Annotated in this window: 21 protein-coding genes and 1 riboswitch; of the genes, 16 read left to right on the forward strand and 5 right to left on the reverse strand. The window is 38.0% G+C overall.

The features are described 5' to 3' along the window. Positions 1-570: 570 nt before the first annotated feature. Together ACRPLY_RS08125 and safA are read left to right on the forward strand one after the other, a co-directional pair. Positions 571-1,935: a hemolysin family protein gene (locus tag ACRPLY_RS08125; RefSeq protein ID WP_028415084.1), complete on the forward strand. Its 1,365-nt coding sequence runs from the start codon at positions 571-573 to the stop codon at positions 1,933-1,935. 137 nt (positions 1,936-2,072) lie between these two features. Beyond that, positions 2,073-2,696, forward strand: a complete 624-nt coding sequence (gene safA / locus ACRPLY_RS08130) for a SafA/ExsA family spore coat assembly protein (RefSeq protein ID WP_074677042.1) — start codon at positions 2,073-2,075, stop codon at positions 2,694-2,696. A gap of 40 nt (positions 2,697-2,736) precedes the next feature. On the opposite strand, the gene ACRPLY_RS08135 is transcribed toward safA, so the two are convergent. Further along, positions 2,737-3,843 carry a mechanosensitive ion channel family protein gene (locus ACRPLY_RS08135; protein WP_025750169.1) on the reverse strand — a complete coding sequence of 369 codons (1,107 nt, stop codon included), beginning with the start codon at positions 3,841-3,843 and terminating at the stop codon, positions 2,737-2,739. 292 nt (positions 3,844-4,135) lie between these two features. Between ACRPLY_RS08135 and ACRPLY_RS08140 the strand changes: the two genes are divergently transcribed. Continuing rightward, on the forward strand, positions 4,136-5,101 hold the full coding sequence (locus ACRPLY_RS08140) for a bile acid:sodium symporter family protein (protein WP_028415083.1): 966 nt from the start codon (positions 4,136-4,138) through the stop codon (positions 5,099-5,101). A gap of 157 nt (positions 5,102-5,258) precedes the next feature. Then, entirely contained in the window at positions 5,259-5,711 is a 453-nt protein-coding gene (locus ACRPLY_RS08145) for a CBO0543 family protein (protein ID WP_028415082.1), read from the forward strand. Positions 5,712-5,771: 60 nt separating this feature from the next. Here the strand turns inward: ACRPLY_RS08145 and ACRPLY_RS08150 are convergent, their stop codons facing one another. Then, positions 5,772-7,205, reverse strand: a complete 1,434-nt coding sequence (locus tag ACRPLY_RS08150) for an alanine/glycine:cation symporter family protein (protein WP_028415081.1) — start codon at positions 7,203-7,205, stop codon at positions 5,772-5,774. Between the two features lie 277 nt (positions 7,206-7,482). Continuing rightward, positions 7,483-8,103, reverse strand: coding sequence for a LysE family translocator (locus ACRPLY_RS08155; protein ID WP_224980520.1), 621 nt, complete (start codon positions 8,101-8,103; stop codon positions 7,483-7,485). Between the two features lie 220 nt (positions 8,104-8,323). On the opposite strand from ACRPLY_RS08155, the gene ACRPLY_RS08160 reads away from it, so the two are divergent. From ACRPLY_RS08160 to ACRPLY_RS08175, 4 genes are all read left to right on the forward strand, one after another. Then, entirely contained in the window at positions 8,324-8,806 is a 483-nt protein-coding gene (locus ACRPLY_RS08160) for a GNAT family N-acetyltransferase (RefSeq protein ID WP_033579878.1), read from the forward strand. Beyond that, positions 8,803-9,729: a DMT family transporter gene (locus ACRPLY_RS08165; RefSeq protein ID WP_224980519.1), complete on the forward strand. Its 927-nt coding sequence runs from the start codon at positions 8,803-8,805 to the stop codon at positions 9,727-9,729. Before ACRPLY_RS08160 ends, ACRPLY_RS08165 begins: the two co-directional genes overlap by 4 nt. 24 nt (positions 9,730-9,753) lie before the next feature. Then, positions 9,754-10,692 (forward strand): MBL fold metallo-hydrolase, encoded by a 939-nt coding sequence (locus ACRPLY_RS08170; protein ID WP_028415077.1) that lies wholly within the window; start codon positions 9,754-9,756, stop codon positions 10,690-10,692. 207 nt (positions 10,693-10,899) lie between these two features. Next, positions 10,900-11,751 (forward strand): VOC family protein, encoded by an 852-nt coding sequence (locus ACRPLY_RS08175; protein ID WP_034270678.1) that lies wholly within the window; start codon positions 10,900-10,902, stop codon positions 11,749-11,751. Positions 11,752-12,224: 473 nt separating this feature from the next. Here ACRPLY_RS08175 and ACRPLY_RS08180 read toward each other — a convergent pair whose 3' ends face one another. Then, entirely contained in the window at positions 12,225-13,610 is a 1,386-nt protein-coding gene (locus ACRPLY_RS08180) for a protoporphyrinogen oxidase (RefSeq protein ID WP_224980518.1), read from the reverse strand. A gap of 221 nt (positions 13,611-13,831) precedes the next feature. Here ACRPLY_RS08180 and ACRPLY_RS08185 point away from each other — a divergent pair, with 221 nt between their 5' ends. The 6 genes from ACRPLY_RS08185 to ACRPLY_RS08210 all read left to right on the forward strand — a co-directional run bounded on the left by ACRPLY_RS08185 (position 13,832) and on the right by ACRPLY_RS08210 (position 19,536). Next, a complete protein-coding gene (locus ACRPLY_RS08185) occupies positions 13,832-15,157 on the forward strand; it encodes a metallophosphoesterase (protein ID WP_033579882.1) in 1,326 nt (441 codons plus the stop codon). A 158-nt stretch (positions 15,158-15,315) separates the two neighbouring features. Beyond that, the gene (locus tag ACRPLY_RS08190) at positions 15,316-15,735 is read left to right on the forward strand and encodes a GtrA family protein (protein ID WP_033579883.1); all 420 of its coding nucleotides are present in this window, start codon (positions 15,316-15,318) and stop codon (positions 15,733-15,735) included. A gap of 37 nt (positions 15,736-15,772) precedes the next feature. After that, positions 15,773-17,458 (forward strand): DUF6044 family protein, encoded by a 1,686-nt coding sequence (locus ACRPLY_RS08195; protein WP_154989809.1) that lies wholly within the window; start codon positions 15,773-15,775, stop codon positions 17,456-17,458. Positions 17,459-17,470: 12 nt separating this feature from the next. Next, the gene (locus ACRPLY_RS08200; RefSeq protein ID WP_048019921.1) at positions 17,471-18,460 is read left to right on the forward strand and encodes a glycosyltransferase family 2 protein; all 990 of its coding nucleotides are present in this window, start codon (positions 17,471-17,473) and stop codon (positions 18,458-18,460) included. Positions 18,461-18,567: 107 nt separating this feature from the next. After that, on the forward strand, positions 18,568-19,008 hold the full coding sequence (locus tag ACRPLY_RS08205) for a hypothetical protein (protein WP_028415071.1): 441 nt from the start codon (positions 18,568-18,570) through the stop codon (positions 19,006-19,008). An 81-nt stretch (positions 19,009-19,089) separates the two neighbouring features. Continuing rightward, on the forward strand, positions 19,090-19,536 hold the full coding sequence (locus ACRPLY_RS08210; protein ID WP_028415070.1) for a GNAT family N-acetyltransferase: 447 nt from the start codon (positions 19,090-19,092) through the stop codon (positions 19,534-19,536). A gap of 12 nt (positions 19,537-19,548) precedes the next feature. Here ACRPLY_RS08210 and ACRPLY_RS08215 read toward each other — a convergent pair whose 3' ends face one another. Continuing rightward, positions 19,549-19,845, reverse strand: coding sequence for a hypothetical protein (locus tag ACRPLY_RS08215; protein WP_033579886.1), 297 nt, complete (start codon positions 19,843-19,845; stop codon positions 19,549-19,551). Positions 19,846-19,966: 121 nt separating this feature from the next. Then, a riboswitch (SAM riboswitch) is annotated at positions 19,967-20,068 on the forward strand. Positions 20,069-20,131: 63 nt separating this feature from the next. On the opposite strand from ACRPLY_RS08215, the gene ACRPLY_RS08220 reads away from it, so the two are divergent. Further along, positions 20,132-20,476 carry a hypothetical protein gene (locus ACRPLY_RS08220; protein WP_230624677.1) on the forward strand — a complete coding sequence of 115 codons (345 nt, stop codon included), beginning with the start codon at positions 20,132-20,134 and terminating at the stop codon, positions 20,474-20,476. Between the two features lie 100 nt (positions 20,477-20,576). After that, a complete protein-coding gene (locus ACRPLY_RS08225; protein ID WP_016765258.1) occupies positions 20,577-20,735 on the forward strand; it encodes a DUF1540 domain-containing protein in 159 nt (52 codons plus the stop codon). Positions 20,736-20,799 lie beyond the last annotated feature (64 nt).

Raw genomic sequence — 20,799 nt, forward strand, 5'->3', positions numbered from 1 at the left:
AACATTTAAAATAAAGTCAATAAGTTTAAAAAGAAATAGGATAATTATTCCTAAATCTTTTTAGATATACGGAAATAGAGGTGATTGGATGGGGCAGTGTACCACGTTGGCGAAGTAGCATTATATGCACCAGTGTCAAAGCGTACAATACAGTATTATACAAACCTACATTTGCTTCACGCATATCGCTCTTTATCACATAATCGCTCTTTTAAGGCGTTAACAGACTTTAACTTTATAAAGATTGTAAACTACTAAATTTTTTATAAATGAATTGGGAGAGAGAATCAGCGCTGAAGCAACATCATGAAATGAAGCGATGTGAGCCATTGCTTCACATCTAGAACAGCTGAATAAAGAATGACCTGCTAGATTAACGAGTGAAACGTGAGATAAGGAAGAAAGGCTGGCAGTTTTGCTCCATATAAAAATGTTTATACATTTATCATGTGATTCCTCCTTATATGCACTTTTCCAAGTGATCAGTACAGGGATAGAGTTCTTTATCCAAATTTTTTATTTTTTAGGAGGTGAGTCCTTACTCGTTTTTAAACGAGCTAAGGAACTTGATTGGACATATTTAACTTGATTTTACTAGCGGTACTGATTGCATTAACTGCTTTTTTCGTTGCTACCGAGTTTGCGATTATTCGCGTGAGGAGTTCCAAAGTGGATCAGCTTATAGCAGAAGGGAGCAGCAATGCAAAAGCTGCGAAGCAAGTTATTTCAAATTTAGATGAATACTTATCTGCGTGCCAGCTTGGTATTACGATTACTGCGCTGGGAATTGGTTGGTTAGGAGAGCCTACACTTTCGCATCTCCTGTCACCATTACTTGATCAACTAGGGATAAGCGGAGCGTTAACAAAAGTACTATCTGTTGCGATTTCTTTTGCGGTTGTTACATTTATAAATGTTGTGGTCGGAGAGCTTGCTCCGAAAACATTTGCAATTCAAAAAGCAGAGAAAGTCACTTTATTATTTGTTCGTCCGCTTATACTCTTTTATAAAGTAACCTATCCTTTCATTTGGCTATTAAACAGTTCTTCTCGTTTAATAACAGGGTTATTTGGTCTAAAGCCTGCTTCAGAAAATGAGCTTGCACACAGTGAAGAAGAGCTTCGCATCTTGTTATCAGAAAGCTATAAAAGCGGTGAAATCAATCAATCGGAGTTTAAATATGTAAGTAAAATTTTTGACTTTGATGATCGCGTTGCCAAGGAGATTATGGTGCCGCGTACGGAAGTCGTTTCAATTGACCAGGAAGATACGGTCGAATACATCCTTGAGATGGTCCAAGAAGAACGGTTTACCCGCTATCCGGTCATCGATGGAGATAAAGACCATATTATTGGAATGGTCAATATGAAAGAAATTTTAACCGAGATTGTCATGAACAACAGCAAGGAAAAAATAGATTTAAAACAGTATATCCGTCCTGTTATTGAAGTAATTGAATCGATTCCTATTCATGATTTATTGCTTAAGATGCAGCGTGAACGCATCCATATGGCTATTTTAATTGATGAATACGGTGGAACAGCAGGGATTGTAACAGTAGAGGATATTTTAGAAGAAATTGTCGGTGAAATTCGTGATGAATTTGATGCGGATGAACTTCCATTAATTCAGAAAGTCAAACCCGATCATTATATTGTAGATGGAAAATTATTAGTAAGTGAGCTTAACGAGCTGCTTGGCACGACAATTGATGATACGGATGTTGATACAATTGGAGGCTGGGTCTTAACGGAAAAATATGACGTCAAACAAGGAGAAAGCCTTAGCTTTGATCAGTATGATTTTACCGTTACGAAAATGGAAGGCCATCACATTCAATATATTGATGTGATTAAAAAACGTCAGGTACATCAAAGTACGGATGAAGCGGTTAATGTGTCGGACATGAACCAGTCACAGGCTTTATCTTCATAATAAGAAGGCGCATTGCGAAAGAGCAGTGCGTCTTTTTTTAAAAGAAAGTGTGGAGGGAAGATGACAAAGTCATATGATGGAACTATGGGATAATATTACCGCTATGAATCTTGAAATCAATTTGCTTTAATAAAAGTATGAAAACTCTATCAAAACTTTTATTAGTAACATTGTTGTCTGTCACTCTAGCTTTTGGTCTTAATAACACTGCGCAAGCAGCAACCGTACATACCGTTCAATCGGGAGATACGATGTGGAAAATAGCAGTAAAATATCAGGTGGGCGTTTCCGAGCTGATTGAAGCGAATTCTGCTATTAAAAATCCTAATTCGATCTATCCGGGACAAAAAATTACCATACCAACAGATAAAGCGGGAAGTTCATACGAAGAGCAAGTGGTTCAGCTAGTGAATCAAGAACGTGCTAAAGTAGGGCTTAAGCCTTTAAAGTCTAATTGGGAAGTAGCTCGCGTGGCTCGCTATAAATCGCAGGATATGATTGATAAAAATTATTTCAGTCATACATCGCCTACGTATGGAAGTCCGTTCGACATGATGAAAAAATTTGGCATTACATACAGTACAGCAGGTGAAAATATCGCTGCTGGACAAGCAACTCCAAAAGAAGTGGTTAACGCATGGATGAATAGCGAAGGTCACCGTAAAAACATACTATCAAGTCAATTTACCGAAATCGGAGTAGGTTACGCTAAAGGCGGAAGCTACGGTCATTACTGGACTCAAATGTTCATTTCAAACTAAAGAAGAAAGGAAAAAAAGCTGACTACTAAGTCAGCTTTTTTTAGCTTCGAGCACTTTCTAGAAATTCTTTTGGATTGCCAGAAAGCTTTCCGTCCTGCTCAACGATGAGTGTGCGTGTAGGGAAAGCAAATTCTACGCCTTCTTCTTCAAGAATGTCCATAATTTCGAAGTTTATATTTTCTTTTACATCTAAGTAATCAGCAAAAACGGTTGTATTTGTAAAGAAATACAGATAGATATTTAAACTAGATTCATAGAAACCGTCAAAATTTACAAGAATCGTTTCATTGTGAATTTCTTCGTGCTCAGTCAGCATCTTTTTAATTCTTGCCACTACGGTTTCTAACTTTTCTTTTGGTGTATTATAATTCAAGTTTAAATGAAAGGCAATTTGACGTTTCCCCATTTTAGCCCAGTTAATAATAGGTTCATTAGAAAGAGTAGCATTTGGAACCGTTACGACTGCTTGAGCGAACGTTCGAACTTTGGTGCTTCGAAACGTAATATCTTCTACAACGCCTTCAACACTTGGTGTTTTAATCCAATCTCCAATGGTAAAAGGCTTTTCAGTAATAATTACGATTCCGCCGAATAAATTACTAACGGTGTCTTTTGCGGCTAGGGCAAAAGCAAGACCACCTAAGCCAAGACCTGCTACAAAGCCGTTTACGTTAAAACCCCATTCTTCTGCGATGATGGAGATAGAAAGCATAACAACAACGATGCGGATAAACTTTTCAATAAAAGGAATAATGATTCGATCCACTTGGATATCAAAATTTTTGGCAAACGTTGCAAAAAATAAATTGGTAGAAGCAGCTAAATTATACAAGCCCCATCCTGCAAGGCCAACAGAAGCTGAACGAACTAAATGTCTTTCCGTATCGGCTGTTAAAACATCAAAGGGAAGATAGGGAAGAGCAAGCTTGAAACCAATAATCACAAAAATCCAGCGCAGCGGCTTTTCAAAAGCTTCTAAAACGCTCGTAATTAAATTGATTTTTTTATTTTTGACAAAACCAATAATAAACTTAAACAAATAAGTCGTGAAAAGCTTGCGAAGAATTAAAAAGATCAAAAAGATCCCAATCGCAATCACGATTTTTTTCCAATCATCTAACGATGATAGAGACTTCAAAAAATCCATACAATCCTCCTAGTTACCAAAACTGTGCTACAGTCCATTTATATCCGTCAATTGAAAGCATTCCTATGTAGAGTGTTCTTTACCCTAAATTCATGCTTTTTAAAAGCTTCTTCCCTATTAAAATAGCACAAAAATACCTGTAAATCTATTTAAGTGATAATTATGAATATATCTCTTTTTAGTAAAAGAGACAGACAATAGTCTGAAAATAAGTTGTATAATAAATAGGTGATATTATAAACGTTAATTTATCTTATTATTTATTTAAAACGTTCGTTGGAGGGAGAAAGCTTTGTTAAGTCAATTAAATAGAATGCTAGAAAAATTGATGCCGTTTATTACGCCGCTCAGCTTGCTCATAGGAGTTCTTATCGGTTCATCATTAAGTCAGTATACCTTCTTAATTCCATGGCTTTTTGCATTAATGACGTTTGCCGGAAGTTTGAATTCAAACTTTCACCAATTAAATGCCACGATACATCGTCCATTTCCAATCATTATGGCTCTGTTTGTTTTACATATTTTTATGCCAGCATGGGCTTGGAGCGTTGGCCAAGTGATTTTTCCACATGATGTATTTACAAGCACGGGTCTTTTGCTAGCAGCAATTATTCCAACGGGAGTGACTAGTTTTATATGGGTCTCGATTTACAAAGGAAGCATTCCTCTTGCACTATCCATTATTTTAATTGATACTCTTTTAGCACCGCTTATCGTTCCTTATACGCTTTTATTGGTGGTTGGAGACACCGTACATTTGGAAGCGCTAAAGTTAGTCAAAGATTTATGTTTTATGATTGTCCTTCCATCTTTGTTAGGCATGTGCTTAAATCAATATACAAAAGGAACAATTAAGCAGACCTTAGGACCAAAGCTGGCACCTGTTTCGAAAATAGGGTTAAGTGTGATGGTTATGGTAAACGGGGGAGTGATTGCACCTTATTTAAAACATATTGATAAAAAACTGCTGTTTATTATCGTGATCGTCTTTTTAATGAGTTCAGCTGGTTATTTCTTCAGCTGGATGATTGGCAAATGGCTAAGATGGGACCGAGCAAAAGTTGTGACGCTTACGTTTTGCGGAGGCATGAGAAATATTAGCGCCGGAGCCGTATTAGCCGTATCTTATTTTCCAGCTCCCGTTGCTGTACCGGTCGTATTAGGGATGTTATTTCAGCAGGTATTAGCTGCTTTATCAGGGCGTTTAGTTCAAAACTATTACCAGAAAAAAGACGCTGAATTTGCTTCATTAAAATAAATGAAAAAAGCAAGGGACGAACCACAGTAATCATAAAGTAAGCACTCTGGTTTAACGATCAGAGATAAGATACTTTTACACTTGCTGCGTTCAAGATAATGAGATGATTAGAAAAAGGTGCGGTGTGGCATACTAGAAAGAAAAAGGTCGGATATTCTTGCTTATCAATATAGCGCTGGCGTTTGTTTTACCTTGGATTTTTGGCACCCTCTATTTACATCCTAGAAATCGTCGTTTACTGCCTTTAGTAGGAACTGCTTTTTGCATTTTAGCAATCGTTATCAATGAATTAGGGAGCTATTATGGCTTTTGGAAACTCCGGACTTCTTTAGAAAATGAAGCATTAGAAGCGCTGCCTTTTAATTTAGGTGTTTATCCTGTATTGGCCAGCTATATGATTTTTTTAATCCAGCGAATCGGAAAGCCTCATTTTTTTATTTTTCTTATAGCGCTGTTTACAACATTTTTAGAAGGAACGTATATGTATATGGAAAGAGTTATATACGGAAACGGATGGAATCTCGGCTGGACATTTTTTTCCTACTGGATTCCGTACAGCGTAATTTATTTATACTATAGGTATTTGGTTAGTCTTAGACTTCTTCACTAGAAGAAAAAAAGAAGTAAATTTGCGCAATAAAAAAGCCGTGAATATTCACGGCTTTTTTTATTAGATCGCTTCTTTCGAGCTAGATTTATCTTTTGAATGATCCCATGCATCAATATTATCAAGTCCAGAAATGCTGTCTTGATAGAAGACAGGGTCTTTTCCAGCTTTCTTTTGGGCAAGATAATCTTTGAGTGCGGCAAAGGCCACTTTCGAGAGCAGGAGAATTGCGATTAAGTTGACTACTACCATAAAGCCCATAAACAGGTCTGCTAAGTCCCATACAAGCTGAATTTGAGAAATAGAACCGAACACGATCATTGCAAGCACAGCAACACGATAAGTCATCAGCCAAGCTTTATTTGTGTTCAAGAACTCAATATTTGTTTCTCCGTAGTAGTAGTTACCAATTAATGTACTAAACGCAAATAGGAAAATCATAATTGCAAGAGCACCTGTTGCCCAAGAACCAATATGAGTGCTTAAAGCAGCTTGTGTTAATTCAATACCGCTTAAATTTTTATTTGTATAAGCACCTGAAAGTAAAATGATAAAGGCAGTACTACTACAAATAATAAGCGTATCCGTTAATACACCAAAGGCTTGAATTAATCCTTGTTTTACCGGGTGGCTTGTTGTTGCAGCTGCGGCTGCGTTTGGCGCACTACCCATACCCGCTTCGTTTGAGAATAATCCGCGTTTAATTCCTTGCATAAGAGCTGCTCCAAGAGAACCGCCAGCAATTTGCTCGAAACCAAATGCATTTTTAACGATTAACGCAATAAGAGAAGGCATTTCTTGAATGTTCATAATAATAATGAAGAGTGCTACTGCAATGTAGGCAACAGCTAGTACCACAACAATGTATTCTGACATTTTTGCAATACGCTTAACTCCGCCAAAAATAATGGCAGCGAAAGCCACTGTCATAATAATTCCTAACACTAGACGATTCGTTCCGAACGCATTTTCAAACGCAAGGGTAATCGTGTTCGATTGTACAGCATTAAAAATTAAGCCAAAGGATAAAGTGATTAAGACAGCAAACAGTCCGCCCATCCAGCGCTTTTTTAACCCTTTTTCCATATAGTAAGCCGGTCCGCCTCGGAAGCCGCCGTCTTTGTCTTTTACTTTGTATATTTGTGCTAACGTACTCTCGACAAATGCTGAAGCTGAACCAATAACGGCAAGTACCCACATCCAAAATACAGCACCAGGTCCCCCTAAAGCGATCGCAATCGCAATACCTGTAATATTCCCCGTACCAACGCGGGCTGCCATACTGATACAAAACGCTTGGAATGGCGAAATTCCGTCTTTAGAAGAGCTATCCGCACCTTCTTTTAATACACGAATCATTTCTCTTAATAACCGAATTTGTAAAAACTTTGACCTGAATGTAAAAAACAAACCAAATGCAATCAGCATCGCAATCAGTAAGTAGGACCAAAGAAATTCGTTGATTGAACTAACAAAACCTTGAACTACTTCTTGCATAGTTTCACCTCTTCATGAATTATAGTAGAATAATAATAAAAAACGTGAATTTATAGAATTTTCCCTCTATTTAGATAGATCTCCCTATTTCCCCGCTGTTTTTCTTCATTATCCTTGTCGAATCTTGTTGCTAAATCTGAACCTTATATATATATAAAATAATAATTTTGGTCTTTTGTCAACTAACCTCACATGGAAAAATAGGGTGATATGACAAATGAAGCGGGTATGAAAAGGTGATAACAGCAGGGATGAAAGAAATTTCATTTTGTTTTACTTAATTGTTGCTAGAAAATAAAAGTTTTAGGCCAAGTATCCCAAAAACGGTTCCTTTTACATATTTTAATGTGTGCTGAAAGATACGGCTTTTTTTGACTTTTTTCCCAAGGCCAGAAGCAAATAGCGCAATAAGTGAAAAGATGATGAGCGTTTCGGCGATAAAGATGATCCCAAACAAAATCATCTGCAAACTTACATGTCCAAGAGACGAATTAACAAACTGCGGTAAGAACGTAATGAAGAAAATAGCTACTTTTGGATTGGTTAAGTTGCTAACAAATCCTTTTCTAAAGTGATGGTGGTGCTGAACGTTTTCTGTTAATTCCAACGGACCGCTTTTTTCGCGAAACGATTGGTAGGCTAAAAACAGCAGGTACAGAACACCTACAACCTTTAGAATCGTAAAGGCAATAATTGATTTTTGAAAGATAATAGATAGCCCCACTGCGGCTAAAAGAGTATGTACAAATGTTCCCGTAATGGATCCCAGTACGGTTTTGATGCCTGCTTTGACGCCTGAAGCAATACTTTGTGTCATTACAAAAATCATGTCTTGTCCTGGTATTAAGACAATGATAAGTGACACGGCTATGTAAGGTATAAGCCAAGAAAATGTCATGATAATTCCCTCCCAACAGAATTTTAACCATTTCGACAAAAAGTTCTCAAGAGTGTGTGCTAATGAATTAATAGTTTAATGGAGTAAAGCTAAGAAGGTATAAGAGCTTAAAAAGAGGTTATTCTCCTTAATAAAAATCAATAAAAGGTGTAGGAAAAAAATAGGTGATGTTGTATAATAATTCGATATACTTAATTTTTATAGAAAGAAGGTAAAATTTATGAACTACTGTTTAGCACAGCCGGAGGACGCTGCTACAGTTCACGATCTTATGCTGCAAGCCTTCTCCGTCTATCGCGATTCTGTCCCACCTTCCAGTGCTCTTGATGAAACAACGGAATCTATTATGCAATCGTTAAAGCATGGAAAAGAAGCTGTCATTTTATACGTCGAAAATAAGCCCGTAGCGATGGCGCGTTTTACGCTAGAAGAAACGAGCTTATATTTTTACCGTCTGTCTGTTATTCCTGCTTTTCAAGGAAAAGGACTGGCTAAACGGCTTATTCAATGGTTAGAAACATACGCCAAAGAGTGTGGTAAGGAAAGTTTATCATGCAAGGTGAGAATGAGTGTTTCTCGTAATATAGCTTTATATGAATCAATCGGCTTTTACATAGAGGAAAAAGAAATCGTACATAGAGGGGGAGTGAATATTCCCGTAGTAAATATGAAAAAAGAGATTCTAAAAGGAGTAATGGCATGAATAAATCAATTCTTCCTTTACCGCCTCCTGTCTTTCTTTTAATCGGTGTATTAGCCGTTTCCTTTTCTTCTATTTTAATTAAATGGTCGGATGCGCCTGCTTCTATTTTAGGAATGTATAGACTGCTGTTTACCGTCCTTTTATTTTTACCGTTTTTACCATGGAGAAAAATGAAAATTCTTTTTAAAAACAGCACGGTAAAAGAATGGCTAATGCTAGCTGTATCAGGCGTGTTTTTAGGGCTTCATTTTCTGTTTTGGATGGAATCTTTTTCACATACAACAGTTGCTAGCGCTATGATTTTGACTGCGCTCGAGCCGGTCTTCGTAGTGATTGGAGCTTATTTTTTATTTAAAGAAAAAACAAGCAAAGTAGGAGTCATCAGTATTTTAATGGCTGTTAGCGGCTCGGTGATTATCGCATCGGGCGATATCGGAGTATCTAAAACGGCTCTTTACGGAGACTTACTTTCTGTTTTAGGTACAGTGGCCGTTTCTGTTCATATGCTGGCGGGGCAAGATCTATGCAGGAAAATGCCTCCAATCATCTATAGCTTCGCCGTTTTTTTAATCGGTGGACTGGTTCTATTTGTTTACAATATTTGTACAAACGTATCGCTGACTCAGTATGACACAAAGGATTGGTGGATCTTTTTGCTTTTAGCGCTTATTCCTAATATTTTTGGTCACGCCTTATTTAACTGGCTGTTAAAGTATGTAGGTGCTACAACGATTTCGATGGCTATTTTAGGCGAGCCAATTGGTGCCATCATTCTCGCCTATTTCTTGCTTGGAGAAATGACAACCATTTCTCAGCTAGCGGGAGGAATGATTGTGATGATTAGTGTGATGATCTTCTTAAAGTACAAAGCAGCAGAGCCCGAAAAAGTTATAGCTTTTCAAGAAAAGTCGAATATCAGCTAATGGGATAGGCAAGCAGCACCGAGTATGATACAGTTTATTTATCATTATTTACCATTTAGTAAAGAGGTTTTTATTAAACTACATAAAGCAGGTGTAAATATGCTGAAAAAACTAACGGACCACGTTTATTACTTTCCTCATTCTGAAGAAACGGATCGGCCGGTGCTCGGGCTTATATGCGGGGAGAAGTATAGTTTCCTCGTAGATGCTGGGAATTCTCCTGCGCATGCATCATCATTTTTAGAAGAAGTGGAAAAAATGGGAGCCCCTCCAATCAAAGGAGTAGCTATTACGCATTGGCACTGGGATCATACATTTGGCATTCATGCAATGAACAAATATACAATCAGCCATCATTTGACGAAGAAAAAGCTGGCCTATTTAAAGACACTGCGCTGGGACGATGATTCCTTGGATAAACGCGTCCAGGAAGGGGAGGAAATCGAATTTTGCCGGGATATGATAAAGAAAGAAATGCCGTGTCGAGAGACGTTAATTTTACGGGAGCCGGACGTAACGTTTCATCATCATATGGAAGTTGACCTAGGTGGAATCACTTGTTGCATTCAGCATATTGGAGGGGTACACGCGCAAGACTCGTCCGTTGTCTACGTCCCCAAAGAAAAAGTACTGTTTTTAGGTGATTGTCTATGTCCAGATTTTTATAGCGGTGACTGGAGTTATGATAAAGAAGACCTTGAGCGGATTCAGAGAGAACTTAAAAAATATGATGCGCAGTATTATCTTTCATCTCATTTTGACCCTGAAACTTCTGAGGAACTTTGGAGAGATTTAAACCAATTGAGTGCGATTGGAGAAATTGTAGGAAATGAAGTCGATTTAGAAAAAGCATGTTTTCAGTTTGAATGTGAAACGTATAAGAAGCCAACAAATGAGCAAAAAGAGAGAATACAGTATTTTGTTAATGGAAATGTCAAACGTAAAAGCAGAGAACTGTTTTGATAGTTTATGCATAGCCTAATGGTAAGTAAGCCCGCCTGTTCATACTATATTATGAGCAGGCGGGCTTATTTAATTGGTTATGCTGTGATATGAGTTTTAAGTTATGATAGTAAAATAAATAACTTGACGAAACAAAGTTATAAAAATATAATAAGTTACATAAAGTAAGTTAATTAAAAAATGATCTATTTAAAAGGAGAAATAATCATGAACTTTCACCGTGCACCCCATGTATTTGTTGGGAAAGTAAATTTAAAAGTAGAAAATTTAGAGCGTTCACTTGCTTTTTATCAGCAAATAATCGGGTTTAAACTTTTAGGGAGAAAAGAGAACAAAGCCTTGTTAACAGCTGATGGACGCACGGCGCTTTTATCGATTGAACAGCCGGAAAACGTTACAGCAAAACAGCCTCGTACAACAGGCTTATATCATTTTGCTCTATTGTTGCCGACTCGTTCTGATTTAGGAAGTATTCTACAGCATCTGTTAAATAGCGGTTATCCGCTTCAAGGGGCGTCTGATCATCTAGTGAGTGAAGCGCTGTACTTGGCAGATCCAGATGGAAACGGCATAGAGATTTATCGAGATCGTCCGTCAAGTACATGGGAATGGAACGACAGTGAAGTAGTAATGGCTACAAAACCTTTAGACGCAGAAGCGATATTATCTGAAGGAAACGGTAAACCATGGACAGGATTACCTTCAGCTACCTTAATGGGACATATTCACCTTCACGTTTCTGAATTAGAGCAAACGGAAAACTTTTATCGAAATGGATTAGGTTTTGAGGTTGTGAGCAATTACCATAATCAAGCCTTGTTTATTTCAACTGGGCGCTATCATCATCACATCGGACTAAACGTTTGGAATGGAATTGGAGCGCCTAGTCCTCTTGAGAACAGCGTTGGTTTGGACTCATTTACACTTGTTTTTCCAGATGAAGAAGCAAGGGAGCAGGCAATAAATCAGCTTCGTGAAATTGGAGCAGCTGTGTCTAAAGAAAACCAAGATTTCATCACAAAAGATCCATCAGGAAATATAATTAGATTAGTCCTTTAACATAAAAGCTGCCGCAGTTGGCAGCTTTTATTTATCGCAATGTTCGTCAAAATAGGCAAGAAATGTACACTTTTTTCTCAAATAGTAAGATGATAATGGCGAAAATAGTGTTATTTTCAGGGAAATAAACGAAGAGTCTTATGCTTAAAAAAGTTTGTAAACAAGCGTGCGTGGGAATAAAATACATATCAAGCATCATTTCTTATCATTATTAAATCTTTATATAAAGTCTTTCCATATAAAACCTTGAAGGAAGGGAGCGGAAACCTGTGAGATATAAAGTGAAACATTGGCTTAGATTAACTTCAGACGAGCGCTATCTTGTATTGTTTGCTACTGCTGCTTTGCAAAAAGAAAAGCGATAAAAGAGTTGTTAATAGTAAGGAAAGTAGCTTTATATGCTAACGAAAAGGTAATAAAAGGCCTGAAAATAATATATTATTTTCAGGCCTTTTATTGTTTTCAAACCTTGTTTAAGTCAACTGTTGAGAGATAGCTTTGGCCGTTTGTTTGCCGTTTGTTATACACGCTGCAATCCCCACTCCATAGTAAGAACAGCCGGCTAATGTAATAGCGGGGTGCTTGTCATACAATTTTTGAGTCAAGCTGCGTACGAGTTCACCGTGTTTAAGGTGATAGGTAGGCATCAATTTATCCCAATTTGTTACGTCGCTTTCAATGGGCTGCTCTTTGATCCCTAAGCTGTTTTTAATGTCCTTTTGTGCCACTGCTAGCAGCTCTTCTTTTGACATCGTCCGCAGGCTGTCAAAATGGTGACTCGTGCTTTTATAAAACAGGCGAACTAACAAATTCCCTCGCTTAGAGGTGTGAGCCCATTTTTTGCTCGTCCACGTGCAGGCATTGGCGATTAAGTTGCTTGATTGAGAAGCAATAAACCCCGTGCCTTCAGCGGGAAGGTATTCGTCTGGAACGTTATAGCCGATGTACACGCTAATGAGAGAAGAATCTTTTAACTGCTCAAAGTCTTCGTTTAATTCGGGATCGTTCAACAGGTGCTGAGCAGCCGTGTGCGGTGTAGCTAACACCACGTAATCCGCTGAATGGGCTTGCCCCGGCGTACTGATTTGGTAGCGTTCACCGTTCCGTTTTATGCTGGTGGTTGGCGTATCTTTTAAAATCGTTACATCAGAAAGCTCTTCTTCTAAGCGGTGAATAATCGTTGATAAACCTTGTTTAAACGAAATGAATTTTTTATTTCCTGCCGTTTTAAATTTTTTTTCATTGGCGCCCATTCCTTTGATGATGCTGCCGTACGTGTTTTTGTAGTCGAGCAGATACGGGAGAGTTGAAGAAATCGTGAGCTTGTCTAAATCGCCAGAGTAGACGCCCGATAAAATAGGTGCAATTTGCTTTTCTACTAGCTCTTCTCCTAAAAAATGTTTTAAAAAGAGTCCAATCGAGCTGTCTTTCGTAAACGTTGTATTTTTAGTAATTAAGTCTTTTAAAGCTGTAATTTTCGCTTTTGAAGAAATCAGCTCGCTTTTAAAAAGAGATTCCACGCTTGTTGGAATACCGAACATGGTATCTTCAGGAATTGGAAGCAGCTCATTAGCAGAGTAAATAAATGATTTGCCCGTTTCGTTATAGACTAAATCGTTTGTTAAGTACAGCTCTTCTAGCAGAGGCATAACGTTTTCTTTTCGAGCCACAATAGAATCCGCCCCTGTTTCCATAATAAATTCCCCAGCTTCACGCGTATTGATTTTCCCTCCTAGATGGGGATGTTTCTCTAGTAATAATAATTTAAGCGGAAGATTACGTTCTCGTTTTAGTTTCTGCAAATAGTACAGAGTGGTTAAGCCCGTAATTCCTCCTCCAATAACAGCGACCGTTTTCAAAATATTCACTCCTACATTTTCAACAATTAGTCTGTAATATACGAAAATCATACCACTATGACTAGGAAAAGTGTAATGAATTGATTGTGAACATAGTGTATGCAAACACGAAAAGAAATATTGAAACTATACGATTAGATATTTTGAAATTACATAAAATAAAAGCTCATACACGTAGAGAAAATGACTGAGACGCAGCAGTGAAGGAAGGAGGAAGCATCATGCTCGGCGGTTTTATGGAAACGCTGAAAAAAGACTGGCTCGCTTTAGTATTAATAAGTGTTCTTATATGCGGGATTACCTTAAATGTACGAGCTGAAGAGAAGAGCGGACGAAGCGGATACATCGAACCAAAGCTAGTTTTTCCTGTGATCAGTGATGTTCATATTAAGGAAACAGGAACGCTTGATTTGCGTACTTTTCAACATGCATTAACGCAATTAAATGAACAGGCACCGAAACAAGATGCATTTGTAGTCGTAGGAGATTTGGCCGACACAGGCGCGTTAAAAGAATACGATCGCTTTTTTTCTATTTATAATCAAAATAAACAGTCGCAGGCCGTGTCTCTTTTTACAATTGGCAACCATGAATACCGGGACAGTGTAACCAATCAGCAAGCGCAGCAGCGTTTTTTATCTAAAACCAAAATGAAGTCTCTTTACTTTCATCAAGTGATAAAAGGATATCATTTTATCATGCTTGGAACAGAAAGCCGTCTGACCGCCGGTGATTATTCAATCAAACAAATTAACTGGCTTGCTGAACAGTTGAAGATAGCAAAGCGAGACGATCCTAAAAAACCGATTTTTGTCTTTATTCATCAGCCTATTAACAATACATTGTACGGGAAAAACAGATGGGGGATAGAAGTGAATGAACAGCTTCTTTACAATACGTTAAAACCTTATCCGCAGGTCATTACGTTTTCTGGTCATACCCACCATCCGTTGGACGACCCTCGTACTATTTTTCAAAGAGATTTCACCTCTCTTGCAACGTCTTCTGTTCGGTATATATGGCCTGGTGCTGGATATTTACAAGGTGAACTTCCTCCTGGCTACCGAGATGTGAGTCAAGGTCTTCTTGTAGAGGTTTATAATCGAAAAGTAGTCGTTAAAAGGCGGGATTTTCACGCAAATAAGTGGACGGGAGAAGCGTGGGAAATTGACATACCTGCAGATACAAAAAAATTTCACTACACGAATGAGCGAGATTTAGTAAAACCGATTTTTCTTCCAAGCTCTACTATTTCTGTTATACAAGAAAAAGCTTCAGCAAATCAGCTTTATATCCAGTTTACGCAAGCGGTGGATAATCTGATGGTTCATTCTTATCGCATTACCGTCAAAAATAAAGAAACTGGAAAAGTGGTCAAAACATATAATGCATTTTCTCAATATTACAGCGATCCTGTTCCGGATGTTTTAAGTCTTCCGTTATCCGGTTTGCAGCCTCATACTGCGTATCAAATAGAAGTAGCGGCAGTGGATGCGTTTGATAATCAAAGCGATCAAAAATTAATGATTGAAGGCTCTACTAAATAGCTGAAAGAATCCTGATTTTTATTGATTCTTTTAGCTTTTTTTCATCTGTTTTTAATGTTATTTTCATTAGATTTTTAAGTGGAGTTGCTACACTGAAACTGTATTTAAAGTCATAATATGTAATTTTTATGAAAGTATCAAAATCAAAAGGAGTTTATATGAAAGGATCTTTTGTACGTTTTTTAGTAGTGGGACTGGTCAATACAGCAGTAGGTCTCTCCATTATGTATGTGTTGCTTCATATCTTTCATCATTACTGGATAGCGACGTTCGTTGGCAATGCAGCGGGGGCAGTCGTCAGCTACGTGTTAAATCGAATATTTACGTTTAAAAGCGGAGTTCATTTATCAAAAAGCATACTGCGTTTTATTTTAGTTATTGGCATTTGCTACGGCTTGTCTTACTATATTGGACTGCAGTTCTCCAGCTGGTTATTGCATCAACTTCCTGTTGCGGTGCATCCGTTCAAAAAAGACGTCGGTATATTAATTGGAACAGGTCTGTATACGCTTTTAAATTATACGGGTCAAAAATACTTTGTATTTAATACAAAAAAAGAAGCAGTCGTCCACGATTAGCTTTTAGTCATTATGAAATGGAAATAGGTGTTAACAGATGAAGAAAGAAACAGCTATGAATAAAGAAAAAACATTGCTTATTATCGCTTTCCTTTTGCTGCTTGCGTATGTATCTCCTATGTTTTTGCTTGGGGAAAATTCACATATACGCGTGCATGATAATTTAGACTCAAATATTACGTGGTATAAAGTTCTGCATCGAAGCGGAGAGCTGTTTGGCTCCAGTCATGCCGTATTACCTCAAATTATTAACGGATTGCCGAGGAATACGTTTGGAACAGAATTTAGCGGTATCCAGTGGCTGTATGGTGTATTCCCGACCATGCTTGCATACAGCCTGAGTCAAACGATCACGCGCGTATTTGCTTTAATTGGAATGTATTTATTATTAAAAAAGCATTTTATTAAAAGCAAGGATGCGTATGCGATTCGAGTGCTTGTATCGCTTGCTTTTGCACTTACGCCATTTTGGCCTTCGGGCATGCTGAGTACATTAGGACAGCCGCTAGCGCTGTGGGCGTTTTTAACCATTCGAAACCGCGAAGGAACGTGGAAGGAATGGCTTACACTTTTACTGCTCCCGTTTTACGCGAGCTTTGTGCTCGGGTTTTTCTTCTTTTTAGCAGCGATGGGGCTGCTATGGCTAAGAGACGTAGTAAAAAAACGAGCGTGGAATATTCCTTTTTTAAGCAGTATTGCAGCGATGACTGCTGTCTTTCTGCTCATTGAATACCGACTTGTTGATTCGCTTTTATTTCCGGAGGCCCCGACGAGTCGAAATGAATTTTTAAGCTCTACTCTAAGCTTTGGACATTCCGTTCGCCTTGCTTTGAAGAACTATACGCTCGGGCATACGCATGTAATGACGCTTCATACTTTTGTCATTTTACCGCTTTCTTTTGTCGTATTGTGGTTTGTTGCTCGAAATCGCAAGGAAAAGCTTGACAAAACGTTTTTGCAGTTATTTATTCTTAATCTACTACTGTCGATTTGGTATGCGTTTTGGTTTTATAAAGGTTGGGAGCCGCTAAAAGAAAAATATCAGCTTTTTAATACGTTCAACTTTGCTAGATTTCACTTTTTACGCCCGCTCATTATTTATTTGATGTTTGCCGTTGGCAGCTATGTTTTATGGAAAAGGAGCAAGGCGTGGAAAAAGTTTGTGTGGGTATGTTTGATTTTACAGCTGCTTGTGTTATTTATAGCAAATCCTGAACTTTACTATCGCTACAATCACGAGCCTTCAGTCAAAGAATTTTATGCTGTGCATCAGTTTGATGAAATAAGCAGATATATTGGAAAACCTAAATCATCTTATCGCGTAGCGAGCATAGGGCTTCATCCATCAATTGCTCAGTATAACGGCTTTTATACGCTAGATACGTATAACAACTTCTATCCGTTAACATATAAACATGAGTTTCGCAAAATTATTGCCAAAGAGCTTGATAAAAATAAAAAACTAGAAAGCTACTATGATCACTGGGGCAATCGCTGCTATGTGTTTGTTAGCGAGCTAGGTAAAAAATATGATTACCGAAAAGACTCAACGAAAAAAATTCGTCATTTGCAGCTTAATATCAGCCAATTTAAAAAAATGGGCGGTCGCTATATTTTTTCAGCTGTGCCAATTGAAAATGCTGAAAGCGACGGTTTGCACTTTTTAAAAGCATTTAACGATAAACAGTCCGCTTGGAAAGTGTATGTATATGAAGCAAAGTAAGGGGGCAATAACATGAACAGACCTATTTTAACGATCGTGGTTCCATGCTACAACGAAGAAGAAGTATTCACAGAGACGTCTTTTCAATTAACTACTGTAGTAAAAGAACTGATTAATGAACGACTTGTATCAAGTGAAAGCACTATTTTATTTGTAGACGATGGAAGTAAAGACAGCACGTGGTCGCTTATTGAAAAAGAAAGCTGCAGCAATTTGTTTGTAAAAGGGTTAAAGTTAGCGCGAAATGTAGGACATCAAAATGCTTTGCTTGCAGGACTAGAAGCAGCTCATAAGCAATCTGACTGCGTCATTTCCATTGACGCGGATTTGCAAGATGATATCAGCGTCATTCGTACTTTTGTAGAGAAATATTGGCTTGGGTATGAAGTTGTATATGGCGTTCGAGACAGCAGAGAAACCGATACATTTTTCAAACGAACCACGGCAGTAGGGTTTTATCGTTTTATGAACAAGCTAGGAATTCAGCTCGTTCAAAATCACGCTGATTTTCGCCTTATGAGCAAACGTGCTCTTGGTGAACTCATGAAATATAAAGAAGGAAACGTCTTTTTGCGGGGCCTTGTACCATTAGTAGGATTTCGCTCCACGGAAGTCACATATGACCGCAAAGAACGGACGGCGGGTGAGTCAAAATATCCGCTAAAGAAAATGCTCGCTTTTGCATTTGACGGGATTACGTCTTTTAGCGTAGCACCTATACGCTTACTGACGCTGCTTGGAGGAGCTTCGTTTCTCTTTAGTATTTTGTTTGGCATTTATGCGCTGATTCAAAAATATTTAGATCATACGCAAATTGGCTGGACGTCTCTTATTTTATCAATTTGGCTTGTAGGCGGCCTGCAGCTAATGGGAATAGGTCTTGTCGGAGAATACATTGGCAAGATTTTCAACGAAGTGAAACAGCGTCCTAAATATGCGATTGAAAGAGATTTATATACAAAACACTCGTTAGACACACAAAAAGATTTGCTGATGCATTAATTAAGAAGCTTCTCCTGAATGGAGAGGCTTTTTTGTTAAAGTGTTTATCATAATTTTTAAGGTAATAGGAGATGCTACTACTAAAATTTCTAAGGAGATCAAAATCTATGAAAAGACTACTTTATACAGTCAGCACTTTTTGTTTTGTTTGGCTTGCTTTTGCAACCATTCATGTCAGCGCTCTTTCGATTGAGAAACTTCCAATGAAGAAATCATCTGAACAATGGTCGGTCGAACTGACAAAAGCGAGCATGACGGGAGATAATCAGCTAAAGTGGAAAAATAACGTCTATCATACATATGGATTAACCGTTGAAAACATTGGAAAAGACGTAGAGCGTGTGCAGGTCCAAGCTTTTCGGCACGAAGGAAAAAATAAGGCGAAATACAGCTTGTTTTCTCCTATTGAAAGGTCTAACTTAAGCAAAAGCGGTCAGCGTTTTCGCTATGCCAATTTTGCTGTTCCTGGAAAAGCGGCAGGCTTAGACATCATGATTAACTGGACGGATGAACAAGGCAACCATCAAGAACATTTTGAATTTAAATAAAAGTCTTCGCTTAGGCGAAGACTTTTTTTTGCAGGAATTTATCTCTGTATGTGGAAAACGAACACGAAAGGAGAGATTGTGATGATTGCAAAAGCTACTGAAGAAGAAATACAGGAAATTCGGACGAAATCTGCTGATGCGCTGTTTGAAGGAACAACGCATCAGTTTCAACCGTCAACTGAACGCGTAAATGAACTAATTGATAATGCCCTTGAAAAAGGGTGTTATTATTTAGTATCTAGACAAGAAAATAAACTTGCAGGCTGGGTTTTTGTCGGTCCATCTGCCGACTTCTTTTCAAAAGCAGAAATTGGCTTTATCTACGAGTTATATGTTTTACCAGAATACCGCGGGCAAGGTCTAGCCAAGCCGTTAATGCAAAAAGCAATTGATGAATTGTCTATCAAAGGATACCCTGAAATCAGACTCAGCGTTCATGCTGGGAATTTTGCACAGCATGTGTACCGTGAACTTGGATTTGTAGATAAACAAATATCAATGAGCCTACAGGTGGCAAAACGTCCGTAATGTTGGTGAATGTCAGCGAGTCCATAAAACATAAGATGTTATACATGCGATGAGGTTCGGTAATGAAAGTAAAAGTAAATAAGTAGCCCAAACAGCGCCTTTATCTAGTACTTCAACAGCTCCTCTACCTGTATGATCTGAGGAGGGGGGATCTTCAAGTGCGTTCATAATCAAAGCCGCTGCTGCTAAAATAATCCCTCCAATGCTTCCGGTTGTTTTGACAATTGCAATATGGAAAGTAGATGAAAAAGCAATGCTGAGAAGCAGCAGCAAGCTTCCCAAAAAAGCAGATAACATATATCGTTTCATGTGCTCACCATCCTTTATGAAAGCATACCATATTTTACTTCTTTTTTCTTTTTATTGAAAAGCTATTGACATAACATATAAAACATATTAGAATAGTCAGAAATAATTTAAAAACGAAATATTCTTATCTAGAGAGGTGGAGGGACTGGCCCTTTGAAGCCTCAGCAACCACAATTATTGAATGGTGCTAATTCCAGCATAGCCTAGCTCTGACAGATAAGAAGAGGAATCTTTTTCTATGATGAAATCCTCTTCTTAGGAAGAAACATTTCGTATAGAAAAGGTGATGACATTGAAAAATACACAACAGGCGCTAAGCGTTGATGATTATTTAGATCTATACTTGTTAGCAAAAGAACTAAAAGACGAAACGTGGCAGCAGGAAATTTTAGCCGCGCTAAAAACGAAGCAAAATCGTTCATTTGAAGACAAACAATCCGCACTCGTTCAAGAAATATGGGAAGATTTTAAACAGTTAAATGAAGATATTTCTTTTACGTATCGCTTAATTCAAGAAGAGCCAACTAATGAACAGTTTCAAGTTAAATTAAGGAACTTGAGAGAACGGCGGATCACGCTGAGTCGTGAATTATATTTAGCTAAAAAACAGTATGTTGAACACACGCAGTAAAAGGATCCGCTTGATAAACAAGCGGTTTTTTTGCATGTAAATGTTAGAAGCGTTCTATTTCGGGTAGTAAATAGATAAGACAAAAAAAGGAGGGATAACAGTGGCCCAAGGTGTATTATGTGAAGTGAATGAGTGCATGTATTGGAAATCGGGAAATAAATGCAGTGCAGAGTCCATTTACGTTGTGAGTCCTGAAAGTAGTCACCATGTTTCTGAAACGGAAGAACCTGGCTGTAAAACTTTTGAACCCGCGAGATAAATGCTAGTTTTATAAAAAAGCATAAAATGAACGATGCGCTGACGGAGTTGAGTCGGCGTTTTTC

The organism is Priestia sp. TGN 0903 (assembly GCF_050846855.1).
GTDB lineage: Bacteria > Bacillota > Bacilli > Bacillales > Bacillaceae_H > Priestia > Priestia zanthoxyli.

Excerpts from the sequence above, each read along its gene's own strand:
- ACRPLY_RS08205 (WP_028415071.1), top strand. The coding sequence starts at position 18,568 with ATGAAAAGACTACTTTATACAGTCAGCACTTTTTGTTTTGTTTGGCTT.
- ACRPLY_RS08155 (WP_224980520.1), bottom strand. The coding sequence starts at position 8,103 with ATGACATTTTCTTGGCTTATACCTTACATAGCCGTGTCACTTATCATT.
- ACRPLY_RS08165 (WP_224980519.1), top strand. The coding sequence starts at position 8,803 with ATGAATAAATCAATTCTTCCTTTACCGCCTCCTGTCTTTCTTTTAATC.
- ACRPLY_RS08200 (WP_048019921.1), top strand. The coding sequence starts at position 17,471 with ATGAACAGACCTATTTTAACGATCGTGGTTCCATGCTACAACGAAGAA.
- ACRPLY_RS08210 (WP_028415070.1), top strand. The coding sequence starts at position 19,090 with ATGATTGCAAAAGCTACTGAAGAAGAAATACAGGAAATTCGGACGAAA.
- safA (WP_074677042.1), top strand. The coding sequence starts at position 2,073 with ATGAAAACTCTATCAAAACTTTTATTAGTAACATTGTTGTCTGTCACT.
- ACRPLY_RS08215 (WP_033579886.1), bottom strand. The coding sequence starts at position 19,845 with ATGAAACGATATATGTTATCTGCTTTTTTGGGAAGCTTGCTGCTGCTT.
- ACRPLY_RS08190 (WP_033579883.1), top strand. The coding sequence starts at position 15,316 with ATGAAAGGATCTTTTGTACGTTTTTTAGTAGTGGGACTGGTCAATACA.
- ACRPLY_RS08160 (WP_033579878.1), top strand. The coding sequence starts at position 8,324 with ATGAACTACTGTTTAGCACAGCCGGAGGACGCTGCTACAGTTCACGAT.
- ACRPLY_RS08170 (WP_028415077.1), top strand. The coding sequence starts at position 9,754 with ATGATACAGTTTATTTATCATTATTTACCATTTAGTAAAGAGGTTTTT.
- ACRPLY_RS08220 (WP_230624677.1), top strand. The coding sequence starts at position 20,132 with ATGACATTGAAAAATACACAACAGGCGCTAAGCGTTGATGATTATTTA.
- ACRPLY_RS08175 (WP_034270678.1), top strand. The coding sequence starts at position 10,900 with ATGAACTTTCACCGTGCACCCCATGTATTTGTTGGGAAAGTAAATTTA.
- ACRPLY_RS08195 (WP_154989809.1), top strand. The coding sequence starts at position 15,773 with ATGAAGAAAGAAACAGCTATGAATAAAGAAAAAACATTGCTTATTATC.
- ACRPLY_RS08150 (WP_028415081.1), bottom strand. The coding sequence starts at position 7,205 with ATGCAAGAAGTAGTTCAAGGTTTTGTTAGTTCAATCAACGAATTTCTT.
- ACRPLY_RS08135 (WP_025750169.1), bottom strand. The coding sequence starts at position 3,843 with ATGGATTTTTTGAAGTCTCTATCATCGTTAGATGATTGGAAAAAAATC.
- ACRPLY_RS08185 (WP_033579882.1), top strand. The coding sequence starts at position 13,832 with ATGCTCGGCGGTTTTATGGAAACGCTGAAAAAAGACTGGCTCGCTTTA.